11 protein-coding genes and 2 riboswitches are annotated in these 13,418 nt (G+C 61.7%); of the genes, 5 read left to right on the top strand and 6 right to left on the bottom strand.

Annotated features, from left to right (window positions below; translation table 11 throughout):
• Nucleotides 1-18: 18 nt before the first annotated feature.
• On the bottom strand, nt 19-867 hold the full coding sequence (locus LOY38_RS12425) for a transporter substrate-binding domain-containing protein (protein WP_258700260.1): 849 nt from the start codon (nt 865-867) through the stop codon (nt 19-21).
• A 350-nt stretch (nt 868-1,217) separates the two neighbouring features.
• On the opposite strand from LOY38_RS12425, the gene LOY38_RS12420 reads away from it, so the two are divergent.
• Nucleotides 1,218-1,667 (top strand): co-chaperone YbbN, encoded by a 450-nt coding sequence (locus tag LOY38_RS12420; RefSeq protein WP_258700716.1) that lies wholly within the window; start codon nt 1,218-1,220, stop codon nt 1,665-1,667.
• 68 nt (nt 1,668-1,735) lie between these two features.
• Here LOY38_RS12420 and LOY38_RS12415 read toward each other — a convergent pair whose 3' ends face one another.
• From LOY38_RS12415 to cobW, 5 genes are all read right to left on the bottom strand, one after another.
• Nucleotides 1,736-3,382: a phospholipase D-like domain-containing protein gene (locus LOY38_RS12415; protein ID WP_258700259.1), complete on the bottom strand. Its 1,647-nt coding sequence runs from the start codon at nt 3,380-3,382 to the stop codon at nt 1,736-1,738.
• A gap of 184 nt (nt 3,383-3,566) precedes the next feature.
• The gene (locus tag LOY38_RS12410; protein WP_258700258.1) at nt 3,567-4,112 is read right to left on the bottom strand and encodes a VWA domain-containing protein; all 546 of its coding nucleotides are present in this window, start codon (nt 4,110-4,112) and stop codon (nt 3,567-3,569) included.
• Between the two features lie 119 nt (nt 4,113-4,231).
• Entirely contained in the window at nt 4,232-5,239 is a 1,008-nt protein-coding gene (locus LOY38_RS12405) for an ATP-binding protein (RefSeq protein WP_258700257.1), read from the bottom strand.
• A 142-nt stretch (nt 5,240-5,381) separates the two neighbouring features.
• Nucleotides 5,382-9,305, bottom strand: a complete 3,924-nt coding sequence (gene cobN, locus LOY38_RS12400) for a cobaltochelatase subunit CobN (protein ID WP_258700256.1) — start codon at nt 9,303-9,305, stop codon at nt 5,382-5,384.
• A 3-nt stretch (nt 9,306-9,308) separates the two neighbouring features.
• On the bottom strand, nt 9,309-10,370 hold the full coding sequence (gene cobW / locus LOY38_RS12395) for a cobalamin biosynthesis protein CobW (RefSeq protein ID WP_309475873.1): 1,062 nt from the start codon (nt 10,368-10,370) through the stop codon (nt 9,309-9,311).
• A gap of 101 nt (nt 10,371-10,471) precedes the next feature.
• A riboswitch (cobalamin riboswitch) is annotated at nt 10,472-10,684 on the bottom strand.
• 109 nt (nt 10,685-10,793) lie between these two features.
• Nucleotides 10,794-11,023, top strand: a riboswitch (cobalamin riboswitch).
• A gap of 121 nt (nt 11,024-11,144) precedes the next feature.
• Between cobW and LOY38_RS12390 the strand changes: the two genes are divergently transcribed.
• The 4 genes from LOY38_RS12390 (at nt 11,145) to cobM (ending at nt 13,294) form a co-directional block, all read left to right on the top strand.
• Nucleotides 11,145-11,336 carry a CbtB-domain containing protein gene (locus LOY38_RS12390; RefSeq protein WP_258700254.1) on the top strand — a complete coding sequence of 64 codons (192 nt, stop codon included), beginning with the start codon at nt 11,145-11,147 and terminating at the stop codon, nt 11,334-11,336.
• Nucleotides 11,337-11,347: 11 nt separating this feature from the next.
• A complete protein-coding gene (locus tag LOY38_RS12385; RefSeq protein WP_258700253.1) occupies nt 11,348-12,055 on the top strand; it encodes a CbtA family protein in 708 nt (235 codons plus the stop codon).
• Nucleotides 12,052-12,465, top strand: coding sequence for a cobalamin biosynthesis protein (locus LOY38_RS12380; protein ID WP_258700252.1), 414 nt, complete (start codon nt 12,052-12,054; stop codon nt 12,463-12,465). Before LOY38_RS12385 ends, LOY38_RS12380 begins: the two co-directional genes overlap by 4 nt.
• 82 nt (nt 12,466-12,547) lie before the next feature.
• The gene (gene cobM, locus LOY38_RS12375; protein WP_258700251.1) at nt 12,548-13,294 is read left to right on the top strand and encodes a precorrin-4 C(11)-methyltransferase; all 747 of its coding nucleotides are present in this window, start codon (nt 12,548-12,550) and stop codon (nt 13,292-13,294) included.
• Nucleotides 13,295-13,418: the final 124 nt, after the last annotated feature.

Here is a 13,418-nt window from a genome sequence, read left to right as displayed (position 1 = left end):
CGCCCCGCTCTCACGGGATCATTTGTATTCGACGGGGAAACCGATGGCTGGGGTCGGCAAATCGACACCGAACCACTGCTTGAACGACGCCGCATAAGTCGGGAACTCAACGCCCGTCATGCCTTCATGCAGGACGGTGTTGACGAAGTTCAGCCAGTCCTGATCGCCGCGTTTGACGGCGCACGCATAGGTTTGTGGGCTCCAGGCATAGGCCGGGCTGCGATAGCGACCAGGGTTCTGCACCATCAGGTATTTCACCGATGACTGATCGGTGGCCGCCGCGTCGGCACGGCCGGAGTTCACCGCCTGGTACATCAAGTCCACGCTGTCGTATTGATCGACCTTGGCCTTGGGCAGCGCCTGATGCACCAGTTCTTCGGCGTACACGTTCTGCAGCACCGCCACGATCACACCGTCACCGGCAGCTTTCAGGTCGTCGATTTCCTTGTATTTGCTGTTGGCCGGCAACAGCAGACCCACGCCTTCGCGGTAGTACGGCAGGGTGAACGCCACTTGCTGTGCGCGGCTGGCAGTCACAGTGATGAACTGGCAACTCATGTCGACCTTGTCGGTCAGCAGATTCGGAATCCGCGCATCGGACGACTGCACCACGAACTCGACCTTGCTCGGGTCGTTGAACAACCCTTTGGCTACCATCCGCGCGATATCAATATCAAACCCCTGCAACTTGCCATCCGCTCCCTGGAAGTGCCACGGCGCATTGGTACTGCCCGTGCCCACGATCAACTTCCCACGGGCCAGCACGCTGTCGAGCTTGCTGTCTGCCGCTTGGGCGACACCCACGGCAGCGGCCGAAGCCGCGAGAAAGAAAACACACGCTTTGAACAAGGAAGGTCGGCGATGCATGGCAAGCACTCCAGGGTCATGTTTATTCCGCTATACCGGAACAAGGTATGTAACAACGGAATAGACAGCAGAAAGTGTGCCACAGGTTGTGGGCGGAATGCCGGGGGGATTGGAATGTGTTTTGAATCAAATGGATGCGCATGAGCGCGAAAAAGGCGTTACGAAATGCACAGCTGAATGAACGCTACCGTTGGCTACAACGTACGGGTACTTGCACCACAGTTGAAGGCGTAGCGATTCAAAATAAGGCAAGAAGACCGGAACCCACCTGTATTTTCTGCCAGTAGACCCACTTGCTCGCCTCCTTTAACGTCAACAGGCCTTCGATTGTCTTTGAAAAGGAGATTTCAATGAGTTCGATGACCACCCACCCGACCATGGCCCCGGTCTACCGCAAGGTGCTCAAAACCTGGCGCCCGGTGATCCTGTATTTCGGCGATAAAAACTGTTACGCCTGCGAAATGGCCGAGCCGGTTTTCCGCACGATCGCCGAGCAATATAGGGATCATGCGCAAATCTATATGCTGAGTACGAGCGAGTCCCCTCGGCATCCGGATGTCACTGGAACACCCACTGTGCTGTTTTACAAGGAAGGGAAACTGCTGAAAAAGCTCAAGGGGATTGGAACCCGAGAAACCCTGGAAGAAGATTTCAAAAAGCACATCGGCAAGCTCAGGCCCAAACAGATTGCCCGCAAACCCCGTCATGACTTGCCGTGGCTGCAGAAAACCTTCAGCACTTTATGCACCGCGCCTCGGGCACAGGGGCTGTTGAATGCACGTTTCATGAGTAATGCTTGAGTCGTCTGGGCGATCGCCTTCGCGAGCAAGCCCGCTCCCACAGGTTGCGCATTAGCCCGCCAGACTGTTTATCGTCCGGAAAAACGCAGCCGCGACAACATCCGCAGATCGCCCTCTTGGTAGTAGTCATCGGTCCAGCTGTCATCCGGAGCCAACGGCCGGACCTGCTTGAGTTGCAGTTTCTTTGCAAAGTAGCGGAACCGGTAATGCTCGTAGAAGCGCAGCAGTTCCAGGCCGTAACGATCGGCCAGGTCGGTGTTGCCACGGATGATCAGGTAGTTCTCGTCATTGCCGTTGCTGGCCGCGGTGCTGAGGTTGTGGCTGCCGCTGATGATGGTCGGTGAGTCGCTGGTGAAGTCGACGACGATGGCTTTGGTGTGCACCAGCAGGTTGCCCTTCTGGCCTTTCATGTTTTCCTTGAGCCAGCCTTCCAGGCCGGTGTTGAGCAGCGCGGTGGCGGCGAATTCGGCGGTGCGGTCGGCGTGGAAACCGGTGATGCTGCTGACCCTGTTTTGCAGGCCGTAACGCAAGATATCGTCGTGGGGCTGGCCGAGCAAAGCGTTGAGTATTTCGTCCGGCAGGGTGAATGCGGTGACAAACATCAGGTCTTTTTTGGCGCCGTTGATGATTTCGACGAACTCATGCAAATCGCCCTGGCCCGAGCGCGGGGAGAAGCCGGCGAACAGCGGCTGGTCCGGCTGCATCGGATTGCGTTCCGTGAGCCAGTCCCGTGTGGCGCCGACGTCTGTCGGCGTGGCCCAGACCTGCTCGAAGGTTTGCAGATAACTGGCGCCGATCCGGGCGTCGTCCAGCACATGCACGACGTTAGCCTGACGATAAACGCCGTTGGCGGTGAAATTGGTGCTGCCACACAGCACCGATTCGGGCTGATGCTGCCCGGCTGCGTCGAGCCGGCTCAGGACGATGAACTTGTTGTGAAAGATGTTGTGAGTGACCCGCCCCCGCTTGTTCGCCGCCGGGATTTTTTCCAGGCTGGCTTCGTTCAGCACCGTGGTGTCTTCGCCGGGTTGGGCGTGGTACAGGACCCGCACCTTTACGCCGCGCTCGAAGGCGGCGTTCACTGCATCGACGATCACCTGCAACTGGTATTCATAAATCGCGATGTCCAACGCCCACTGGCCATCCTCGGCCCGTTCGATAAACCCTAGCAAGCGTGCGAGCAGGCCGTTCTCCAGCCATTGTCGCGGCGCGTCGGGCCAGGCTTCGATGGGCAGTTTCTTGTTGGCGCTGAGCTGCGCATCGAGGTCGGCGAACTTGCGCTGGAACGCCTGGCTGGCAGCCACCGCCCGGTTGAAAATCACGCTCTGATCGTTGGGCAGACCATTGTCCGTGGTGAGCGTCACTTCGAGAAATTCACCCAGCTGCGGCGCATCGGCGGTGCCGTAGGCCAGATGAACCCGATAATGGATCGTCACGCCCGGATTGACCGCGTAATCGGCCCAGCGAAATTTCTGTAACGGCGCGGTATCGCTGGGGGTGGCGTGAAATTGGGGGAACGTATGGTTCTTGCCGGGAAAGGTCAGGCTGTTGAACAGAAACAGCCAGGGTTTGCTGCCTTGCTGTTTTTCGATGGCGAACCCCAGCAGACCTTTACGGCGGGGTTCGGCCAGGTCGATGGCCAACAGCACGCCGTTGGTGCCAGCATAGGCTTTGACGCGGAAATCGTCCTGATCATTGCGGGCTAGTACGCGCATGGGTCACTCCTGTGATGGGTTTGCTTACAGAGCATAGGGCAGCGATGCGGGGTCACCGTAATTATCCGATACCCGAGTGATGCCATCGCGAGCAGGCTCGCTCCCACATGGGATTTGTGAACACCGCAGATCAAATGTGGGAGCGAGCCTGCTCGCGATGGGGCCTGCACTGTCAGCATAAAACTCAACCTGAAATCAGCTCATCGATATGTCGATAATCAACCTGCAGCTGCGCTGCCAACACCTTTGCCCGGCCAAGATGAATCGGCCCCCGCTCGATGTCGATCAGCAACCCCGGGCAATCCAGCGCCGGTAACGCCGACCACTCCTTCAGCCGCCCATCCGTCACCAGCAACAGCCGTTGCTGCTCTGCCGGGAAACGCTTTTGCCGTGCCGCCAACCAGTGCCCCGCTTCTCCCAGTGCCGCCAGCATCGGCGTACCGCCGCCAGCCCCAAGCCCTTCGAGCCAGTGGCGTAAACCCGCAGAGGCCTTCAACCCTTGCACCTGCCACTTCGGCACATGACCGCTGGCGGTCAGCAAAGCCAGTCGCGCACGCTGTCGATAAGCGTCGTCGAACAGTTGCGCCAACAGGCCCTTGGCATCGCTCAACGCCTGATGACGCCGGGTCGAGGCCGAGGCATCGACGATCACCAGCCACAGTTCGTGGGGGGAGCGAGTACGCAGGTGAAACAGCACATCGTCGCGTTGACGCGGTCGACCATCGAGCAAGGTGCCGGGCCAATTGATCGCCCCACTACGGGCCGCGTGACGCTTGCCCTGCTTACCGTGATCCAGCCGTCCTGCGCGGGGTCTGGCATTCGCCCCCGCGTCCGATCGAGGGCGAATGCCTAGGGCTTTTTTGGCCAGCTCGGCACGTCACGTCGAGCGCCGACCGGCAGCGCCTGGGCGGGCATTTCACCCCACTGGCCCTGGCCTTCGTTCGGGCTCAAGGTTTGCGAAGAGGTCTGCTGCGGCGCTTGGGAATGTTGGGGCGCAGAGGTCGTATGCGCTCGACGGCGATGGCGCAAGGCGAATTCGGCGACCGCGTCGATATCTTCTTCGCCGATGGCGTTCGCGCCGCGCCATGCCGCATGAGCCCGAGCTGCACGCAGCCAGACCAGATCGGCCCGCAGACCATCAACGCCGGCAGCAAAGCAGCGCTCGGTGATCTGCGCCAGCGCGGCATCGTCGAGGGGAATGCTCGCCAGTACGGCACGCGCCTTCCGGCAACGCTCGCGCAGCGCCTGTTGCTGGCTTTCCCATTCGGCGCAGAACCCTTGCGGGTCGCTGTCGAAATCCAGTCGACGACGGATGATCTGGCCCCGCTCGGCGGGTGCAGTATGGCCGCTGAGGGCGACATTCAGACCAAAACGGTCGAGCAGTTGCGGACGCAGTTCGCCCTCTTCCGGGTTCATGGTGCCGATCAGTACAAACTTCGCCGAATGCCGATGGGAAATCCCGTCACGCTCGATCAGGTTGGTGCCGCTGGCGGCCACGTCGAGCAGCAAGTCCACGAGGTGATCGGGCAGCAGATTGACTTCATCGACATACAACACTCCGCCGTCGGCCTTGGCCAGTACGCCGGGGGAAAACTGTGCGCGTCCTTCGCTCAGGGCCGCGTCGAGGTCGAGGGTGCCCACCAGCCGTTCTTCGGTGGCGCCCAGGGGCAAAGTGACGAATTGACCGCTGGCCAACAGGTCCGCCAGGCCTCGGGCCAGGGTGGATTTGGCCATGCCGCGCGGGCCCTCGATCAACACGCCACCGATTTTCGGGTCGATGGCGGTCAGGTACAGCGCGAGTTTCAAGTCATCGGCGCCGACCACGGCGGAGAGCGGGAAATGGGGGGTGTCGGTCATGTTCAAAATCTCAGTCATGGTCGGTGATGATGATCGTTCCCACGCTCTGCGTGGGAATGCAGCCCGGGACGCTCTGCGTCCCAACAGCCGAACGCGGAGCGTCCGTAGAGGCATTCCCACGCAGAGCGTGGGAACGATCCCGCTAACTGTCTTCTTCTATATCCAGCAACAAATTCTCCAGCGCCTCGCGGTATTCGCCCGGCTCTTTCCACATTCCCCGCTGCTGCGCCTCGAGCATGCGCTCGGTCATGTCGCGCAGGGCATGGGGATTGTGTTCGCGAACAAAGTCCCGGGTTGCCGGATCGAGCAAATAGGCATCCGCCAGCAACGCATACTGGTGATCGTCGATCAACTGCGTGGTGGCGTCGAACGCAAACAGGTTATCGACCGTCGCCGCCAGTTCGAACGCGCCTTTATAGCCATGACGCTTGACCCCGTCGATCCACTTCGGATTAGCCGCCCGGGAACGGATCACCCGGTTCAGCTCTTCCTTCAACGTGCGAATCTTCGGCAAGTCCGGCTGACTGTGGTCGCCGTGATAACTGGCCGCCGCTGCACCGCTGAGGCTTTCGACGGCCGCCAGCATGCCACCCTGGAACTGGTAATAATCGTTGGAATCGAGCAAGTCGTGCTCGCGGTTGTCCTGATTCTGCAACACTGCCTGCACCTGACTCAGACGCTGGGCGAACTGTTCGCGGGCGGCGGTACCTTCATCGGAACCGCCGTAAGCGTAGCCGCCCCAGTTCAGGTAAACCTCGGCCAGGTCTTCACGGCTTTGCCACAGACGGCCATCGATGGCGCCCTGCACACCCGCCCCGTAAGCGCCCGGTTTGGCCCCGAAGATGCGCCAGCCGGCCTGCCGCCGAGCCGCTTCCTCATCCAGACCGGACTCCAGCAGTGCTTCACGCTCGGCACGCACCTTGGCCGCCAACGGGTTGAGATCGTCCGGTTCATCCAGCGCGGCGACCGCTTGCACGGCGGCGTCGAACAGCCGGATCAAGTTGGCAAAGGCATCCCGGAAGAATCCAGAGACGCGCAAGGTCACGTCCACCCGCGGACGGTCGAGCAAGCTCAGTGGCAATATTTCAAAATCGTCGACCCGCTGGCTACCGGTCGCCCACACTGGCCGCACGCCCATCAGCGCCATGGCCTGGGCAATGTCGTCGCCGCCGGTACGCATGGTTGCGGTACCCCAGACCGACAGGCCGAGCTGACGCAGGTGGTCGCCGTGGTCCTGCAAGTGTCGCTCAAGAATCAGGTTTGCGGATTGGAAGCCGATGCGCCACGCGGTAGTGGTCGGCAGGTTGCGCACGTCCACCGAATAGAAATTGCGCCCTGTTGGCAACACGTCCAGCCGTCCGCGACTCGGCGCCCCGCTAGGCCCGGCCGGGACGAATCGACCGCTGAGGGCGTCGAGCAAACCGCGCATTTCGGCTGGGCCGCAGGCGTCAAGGCGTGGAGCAACCACCTCGCGCAAGCTGTCGATGATCGCACTCACATCGGACCAACCATCCTCCTGTGGGAGCGAGCCACTGTGGCGAGGGAGCTTGCTCCCGCTGGACTGCGCAGCAGTCCCATTTTTTGGGGCCGCTTCGCGACCCAACGGGAGCAAGCTCCCTCGCCACAAAAGCTCGTTCCCACAAGGTCCGGGCATGGCTTGAGGAGGGTTCAGTAGTTCGACCTCGGCATTTAAAGCCTGCTCGATCAACTGCACGGCGAACAGCTCCAGACGTTCGCGGGTATCCCCCGCCGTACGCCACAGCTCATCACTGATCGACAGCAATGCGTCCGGTCGAGGACCGTTCCAGGGCTCGGCCAAAACGCAGTCCAGCGGATCGAAACCTAGCGCAAACGCCTTGGCCAGCGCCCGCAGCAAGCTCGATTGCGCCCCACGGCCGTCGCCGCGAGGAATACGCAGCAAGGCCACCAAGGTATCAATGCGCAATCGCCCGGTCGGCGATTCGCCAAACACATGCAGGCCATCGCGAATCTGCGACTCCTTCAAATCACACAGGTACGTGTCCAGGCGCGGCAGCCAGATCGCCGCATCCGCATCGCTGTCGAGTTTCTCGTCCAGTTGCAGTTCGCGGTCGATGTGCGTGTCGCGCACCAGTTGCAGAATGTCGCGCTGCAACTCCCGGGCGCGGCGCGGATCGAGCAATTGCGCTTCGTAATATTCGTCGGCCAGCAATTCGAGATTGCGCAACGGGCCGTAGGTTTCGGCGCGGGTCAGCGGCGGCATCAGGTGATCGATGATCACAGCCTGCGTCCGCCGTTTGGCCTGAGCGCCCTCGCCCGGGTCGTTGACGATGAACGGATAGATGTTCGGCAGCGGCCCAAGCAATGCGTCCGGCCAGCAGTTTTCCGACAACCCGACCCCCTTGCCCGGCAGCCATTCGAGGTTGCCGTGCTTGCCGACATGGATCACGCCGTGGGCGCCGTAGGTGTTGCGCAACCAGAAGTAGAACGCAAGATAACCGTGGGGCGGCACCAGGTCCGGGTCGTGATAGACGGCACTTGGATCGACCTGATAACCCCGGGCCGGTTGAATGCCGACGAAGGTCAGGCCGAAGCGCAGGCCGGCAATCATCATTCGCCCGCCACGGAACATCGGATCGCTTTCGGGCGAGCCCCAACGTTCCAGCACGGCCTGACGATTGGTTTCGGGCAGCGCGTTGAACATCAGAAAGTAATCATCCAGCGCCAGGCTTTGCTGACATGGACGTTGATCGACAGTGTCCAGGTCATTGCTGACGCCACCGAGCAATTGCTGGATCAGCGCGGTGCCGCTGTCCGGTAACTCGGCCGGTAGCGGATAACCTTCGGCGTGCAGGGCACGCAGGATATTCAGCGCGGCGGCCGGGGTGTCGAGCCCCACACCATTGCCGATACGCCCATCACGAGTCGGGTAATTGGCGAGGATCAGGGCGATGCGTTTTTCGCCGTTGGGCACTCGCGCCAGATCGATCCAGCGCCGCGCCAGTTCGGCGACAAAATCCATGCGCTCGGGTTGCGGCCGGTAACAGACCACATCCGACTGACTGCGCTCGCTGCGCCAAGCCAGGTCCTTGAAACTGATAGGCCGGCTGATGATCCGCCCGTCCAGCTCCGGCAGCGCAATGTGCATCGCCAGGTCACGGGGGCCGAGCCCCTGCTCGCTGGCGCGCCAACCCGGTTCGTTGTCCTGGGCGCAGATCGCCTGGATCACCGGAATGTTGCGGCGAAACGGCCGCAAGTGCGGCACTTCAGGGCTGGACTGGGCGAAACCGGTGGTGTTGAGAATCACCCCCGCCTCGACCTCATCCAGCCAGTCCTCGACCACCGTCAGGCAGCCGGGTTCTTTCAAACTGGCCAGCGCAATCGGCAACGGGTTCAACCCCGCCGCCTGCAAACGCTGGCAGAAAATATCGATGAAACCGGTATTCGCCGCCTGCAAGTGCGAGCGGTAGAACAGCACCGCCGCCACCGGCTGATCAGCCTGCCAGTCGGCTTGCCAATCCTTCAGTTCAGCAGGGCTTTTTTGCCGGTGGTAGATCGCGGTGCGCGGCAGGGTTTGTGGCTCGGCCCAGGCGTAATCGCGACCCAGCCAGCGATTGGCCAGACAGCGGAAAAAATCCAGGGCATTGCTCATGCCGCCCTGGCGCAAAAACTGCCAGAGCCGGTCGCGGTCTTCGGGGATCACGGTGCTCAGGTCGCTGAGTTCCGGGTCCGGGCGATCGTCCCCCGGCACCAGAATCAGCTGCACACCGCGCTGGGACAACGCCACCAAGCGCTCCACGCCATAACGCCAATAGGCGATGCCACCGTGCAGCGAAATCAGAATGACCTTGGCGTGACGCAACACTTCATCGACGTAGAGATCGACCGAAGCGTGATTCTGCACCTGCATCGGGTTGGCCAGGCGCAGGCTCGGGTAATCGTCGGGCAACTGCTGCGCCGCTTCGGCGAGCAACGCCAGGCTGGAATCGCCGCTGCACAGGATCACCAGCTCGGCGGGAGTTTGTCCAAGGTCGGCAATGTTGTCATCCGACACGAAGCCGCCGGGCTGGGTCCTGAGCAGGTGCATGGGTTAAACGCTAAGCGCGGCGCGCAATTGCGCTTCGAGCGCAGCGGCATCCAGCGCCTGACCGATCAACACCAGACGGGTCGCGCGCGCTTCCTCGGCGCCCCACTGACGATCGAAGTGCTTGTCGAAACGCGTGCCCACGCCCTGAATCAGCAGGCGCATCGGTTTGTTCGGCACCGCCGCGAAACCTTTGACCCGCAGGATGCCGTGCTGGACCACCAGTTGGGTCAGCGCATCCATCAGCAAGCTTTCGTCGGCTTGTGGCAGCTCGATCGAGATGGAGTCGAACGCGTCATGGTCGTGATCGTCTTCGCCTTCATGGTGATGATCGTGATGGCTGTGGCGGCTGTCGATGTGCTCTTCGGAACCGGCACCGAGGCCGATCAGCACGTCCAGTGGCAGACGACCGCTGCTGGCTTCGATGACTTTTACCGCTGGCGGCAGCTCTTCGGCGACTTCCAGGCGCACGCGGGCCAGGTCTTCAGGGCTGATCAGGTCGGCCTTGTTGAGGATCACCAGGTCGGCGCTGGCCAGTTGGTCGGCGAACAGCTCGTGCAACGGCGATTCGTGGTCCAGGTTCGGGTCGAGTTTGCGCATGGCATCCACTTGATCCGGGAATGCAGCGAAGGTGCCAGCGGCGACGGCCGGGCTGTCGACCACGGTGATCACCGCGTCAACCGTGCAAGCGCTGCGGATTTCCGGCCACTGGAAGGCTTGAACCAGAGGCTTTGGCAGTGCCAGGCCGGAGGTCTCGATCAGGATGTGGTCGAGGTCGCCGCGACGAGCGACCAGTTCGCGCATCACCGGGAAGAATTCTTCCTGAACGGTGCAGCACAGGCAGCCGTTGGCCAGTTCATAGACGCGGCCGCTGGCTTCTTCTTCGGTGCAGCCGATGGAGCATTGTTTGAGGATTTCGCCGTCGATGCCCAGCTCGCCGAACTCGTTGACGATCACCGCGATACGGCGGCCCTGAGCGTTGTCGAGCATGTGGCGCAGCAAGGTGGTTTTGCCCGAGCCGAGGAAGCCGGTAACGATGGTGACAGGGAGTTTGGCCAGTGTTTTCATCGGATGCCCTTTGGCAAGGTGGCGGGCATACGGGACGACGACCGGCAACGCGGGGGCGCGTGCCTGAAGAGTTCGCCACCGGATCACCCCGCCCGGTTGAAAGTGAGAATCTGTGTCGAGGCAGGTCTCCTGGCTGACGGTGTGCCGGTCTTTCGACTGGCGATTCCTGCGCCTTCCCGCGCGCCCTGTGGAAGGTGCGTGCAGTGGCCTGGCAGAAACACAACCGTTCACAGTTGCGGGGGCAGCCGCGGCATCGACCGCGTTCCCTTCTTAGCTTCGGCAGACGCCGAAGAACCTCGAAAGCGCAAGGCTACGCATCGTGTGGGGGCGGGTCAATGTCCGCGCAGAGATCTGTGCCGGCTGTGATGACGCCTTCGCGAGCAAGCCCCCTGCCAATTGACGCCCAACCCCCGCCCATGCTCTCCTACACACCTTGTTACGGGTGCCCTTCACAGGGTGAAACGGGAAACCGGTGAATCATGTGCTTTACTCTAAAGCCATGTCAGTCCGGTGCTGCCCCCGCAACGGTAAGCGAGTGAAGCGTCAGATCCACTGTGCCTGTCATAGGGCATGGGAAGGTGATGCTTGCAGGTTCAGGCGAAAGCCAGCGCCCCTCGCGAGCCCGGAGACCGGCCCGCAACATAAAGTGACTCTTACGTTCACTGAATAACAAACCCGCGGTGGGCGGGCGCTGTTCGAAATCTCTGCGTGCCCCCGGCGTGCGGAGGTTTTCATGCGCTCTATTCACCCGCTGACAGACCAGAGGGAAGCGCCATGTCGATCATCAGCAGCACCGGCCACACAACCGCAAGCACCACCACAACCCTGAGCCAACGCCTGACCGCCGCCTTTTGTGCGTCGATCCTTGGCGCTAGCCTTGTGTATTTCGCCGGTTTCTCGCACATCGAAGCGGTGCACAACGCCGCGCACGATACCCGTCACAGCTCTGCCTTTCCGTGCCATTGAGACCTGCTGAGATGATCAAGCGTATTGCGCAAACCGCAGGGTTCACCGGGTTGCTGGCCGCCCTGCTATTGACCCTGCTGCAAAGCTTCTGGGTCGCACCGCTGATTTTGCAGGCCGAGACCTACGAAAAATTCGAGCCGGCCGCTGTTGAAGTCCACGAGCACGCCGCCGGTGCTGTCGCCGCTCACACCCACGATGCCGAAGCCTGGGAGCCTGAAGACGGCTGGCAGCGCGTGCTGTCCACGACGGGCGGTAACCTGGTGGTTGCAGTCGGGTTCGCCCTGATGCTCGCCGGTCTCTACACCTTGCGCGCACCAACCAAGACCTCTCAGGGCCTGCTCTGGGGTCTGGCCGGTTACGCGACCTTCGTGCTGGCGCCAACACTCGGCCTGCCACCTGAGCTGCCGGGCACTGCCGCGGCGGATCTGGCGCAACGGCAAATCTGGTGGATCGGCACTGCCGCGTCCACGGCGGTCGGCATCGCGCTGATCGTGTTCAGCCGCCATTGGTTGATGAAAGTCCTCGGCGTGGCGATTCTGGCCGTGCCTCATGTGATCGGTGCGCCGCAACCGGAAGTCCATTCGATGCTGGCGCCGGAAGCCCTGGAAGCGCAATTCAAGATCGCTTCGCAGCTGACCAACGTGGCGTTCTGGCTGGCCCTGGGCCTGATCAGCGCCTGGTTGTTCCGCCGTAAAAGCGATGGCCCTTACCGCGCATGACTGACGTCAGCACAGCGCCGACCCTGGTGGTCGGCCTGGGCTGCCAGCGCGGCTGCCCCGTCAGCACGCTTCGGGCGCTGCTTGATCAGGCGTTACAGGCCCATCAAATCGAACTCCGTGAGATCAAGGCCCTGGCCAGCATCGACCTGAAGCGCGAAGAACCTGGCCTGATCGCACTGGCCGAACAGCTGGCATTGCCGTTGATGTATTTCAGCAGCGAACAATTGGCCGGTTATGAACCGCAACTCAGCCACCACTCGGACATCGCGTTCGAACGCACCGGCTGTTACGGCGTAGCGGAAAGTGCCGCGCTGGCATTGGCCGAACAATTGGCTCAGGCGCCTGCAAAGTTACTGATTCCACGACAAAAATACGCCCAGGCCACCCTGGCATTGGCCAGCGCCGCGTAAAATCCCCGATAATCCCCGCCTTCGATCATGAGCAATCTTCATCTGAAGCCTGCCCAAGCCCTTTTTCTGACAGGAAACGACGATGACCGTCTACTTCATTGGCGCAGGCCCCGGCGACCCGGAACTGATCACCGTCAAAGGCCAGCGGCTGATTCGTAGCTGCCCGGTCATCATCTATGCAGGCTCCCTGGTGCCCGCCGCCGTGCTGGAGGGCCATCGGGCCGAACAGGTGGTCAACAGCGCCGAATTGCACCTGGAACAGATCATCGAGCTGATCAAGACCGCCCATGCCAACGGCCAGGACGTGGCCCGGGTGCATTCCGGCGACCCGAGCCTGTACGGCGCGATTGGCGAGCAGATCCGCTACCTGCGGGAACTCGACATCCCTTTCGAAATCATTCCCGGCGTCACCGCCACCGCGGCTTGCGCGGCCCTTTTAGGCGCCGAACTGACCTTGCCGGACGTATCACAGAGCGTGATTCTGACCCGCTACGCCGACAAGACCGCGATGCCTGCCGGTGAAGAACTCGGTAGCCTGGCGCAGCACGGGGCGACCATGGCGATCCACTTGGGGGTCAATCATCTGGAGAAGATCCTTGCCGAACTGTTGCCACACTACGGCGCTGATTGCCCGATCGCCGTGATCCACCGGGCGACCTGGCCGGATCAGGATTGGGTGGTGGGGACGCTTGAGGATATTGCCGAGAAGGTTCAAGCCAAGGGATTTCGCCGAACAGCGCTGATTCTGGTGGGTCGGGTGTTGGGCAGCGATCACTTCAGTGAGTCGTCGCTGTATCGCGCGGGGCATGCGCATTTGTACAGGCCCTGAAGCACTTGTGGCGAGGGAGCTTGCTCCCGTTGGACCGCGCAGCGGTCCAAAATCAGCCAACGCATTCATCACGGGAAAATGCATCGGCTGGATTGCGACTGCTTCGCAGTCGAGCGGGACGGTG

The organism is Pseudomonas sp. B21-015 (genome assembly GCF_024749285.1).
Lineage (GTDB): Bacteria > Pseudomonadota > Gammaproteobacteria > Pseudomonadales > Pseudomonadaceae > Aquipseudomonas.
The sequence above is the reverse complement of the archived record's forward strand: the minus strand, read 5'-3'. Positions and strand labels throughout refer to the sequence as shown.

Bases quoted from the DNA above. Each gene is read 5' to 3' on its own strand.
- cobM (WP_258700251.1), top strand. From the start codon at position 12,548: ATGACCGTCTACTTCATTGGCGCAGGCCCCGGCGACCCGGAACTGATC.
- LOY38_RS12405 (WP_258700257.1), bottom strand. From the start codon at position 5,239: ATGACCGACACCCCCCATTTCCCGCTCTCCGCCGTGGTCGGCGCCGAT.
- cobN (WP_258700256.1), bottom strand. From the start codon at position 9,305: ATGCACCTGCTCAGGACCCAGCCCGGCGGCTTCGTGTCGGATGACAAC.
- LOY38_RS12380 (WP_258700252.1), top strand. From the start codon at position 12,052: ATGACTGACGTCAGCACAGCGCCGACCCTGGTGGTCGGCCTGGGCTGC.
- LOY38_RS12420 (WP_258700716.1), top strand. From the start codon at position 1,218: ATGAGTTCGATGACCACCCACCCGACCATGGCCCCGGTCTACCGCAAG.
- LOY38_RS12415 (WP_258700259.1), bottom strand. From the start codon at position 3,382: ATGCGCGTACTAGCCCGCAATGATCAGGACGATTTCCGCGTCAAAGCC.
- LOY38_RS12390 (WP_258700254.1), top strand. From the start codon at position 11,145: ATGTCGATCATCAGCAGCACCGGCCACACAACCGCAAGCACCACCACA.
- LOY38_RS12385 (WP_258700253.1), top strand. From the start codon at position 11,348: ATGATCAAGCGTATTGCGCAAACCGCAGGGTTCACCGGGTTGCTGGCC.
- LOY38_RS12425 (WP_258700260.1), bottom strand. From the start codon at position 867: ATGCATCGCCGACCTTCCTTGTTCAAAGCGTGTGTTTTCTTTCTCGCG.
- cobW (WP_309475873.1), bottom strand. From the start codon at position 10,370: ATGAAAACACTGGCCAAACTCCCTGTCACCATCGTTACCGGCTTCCTC.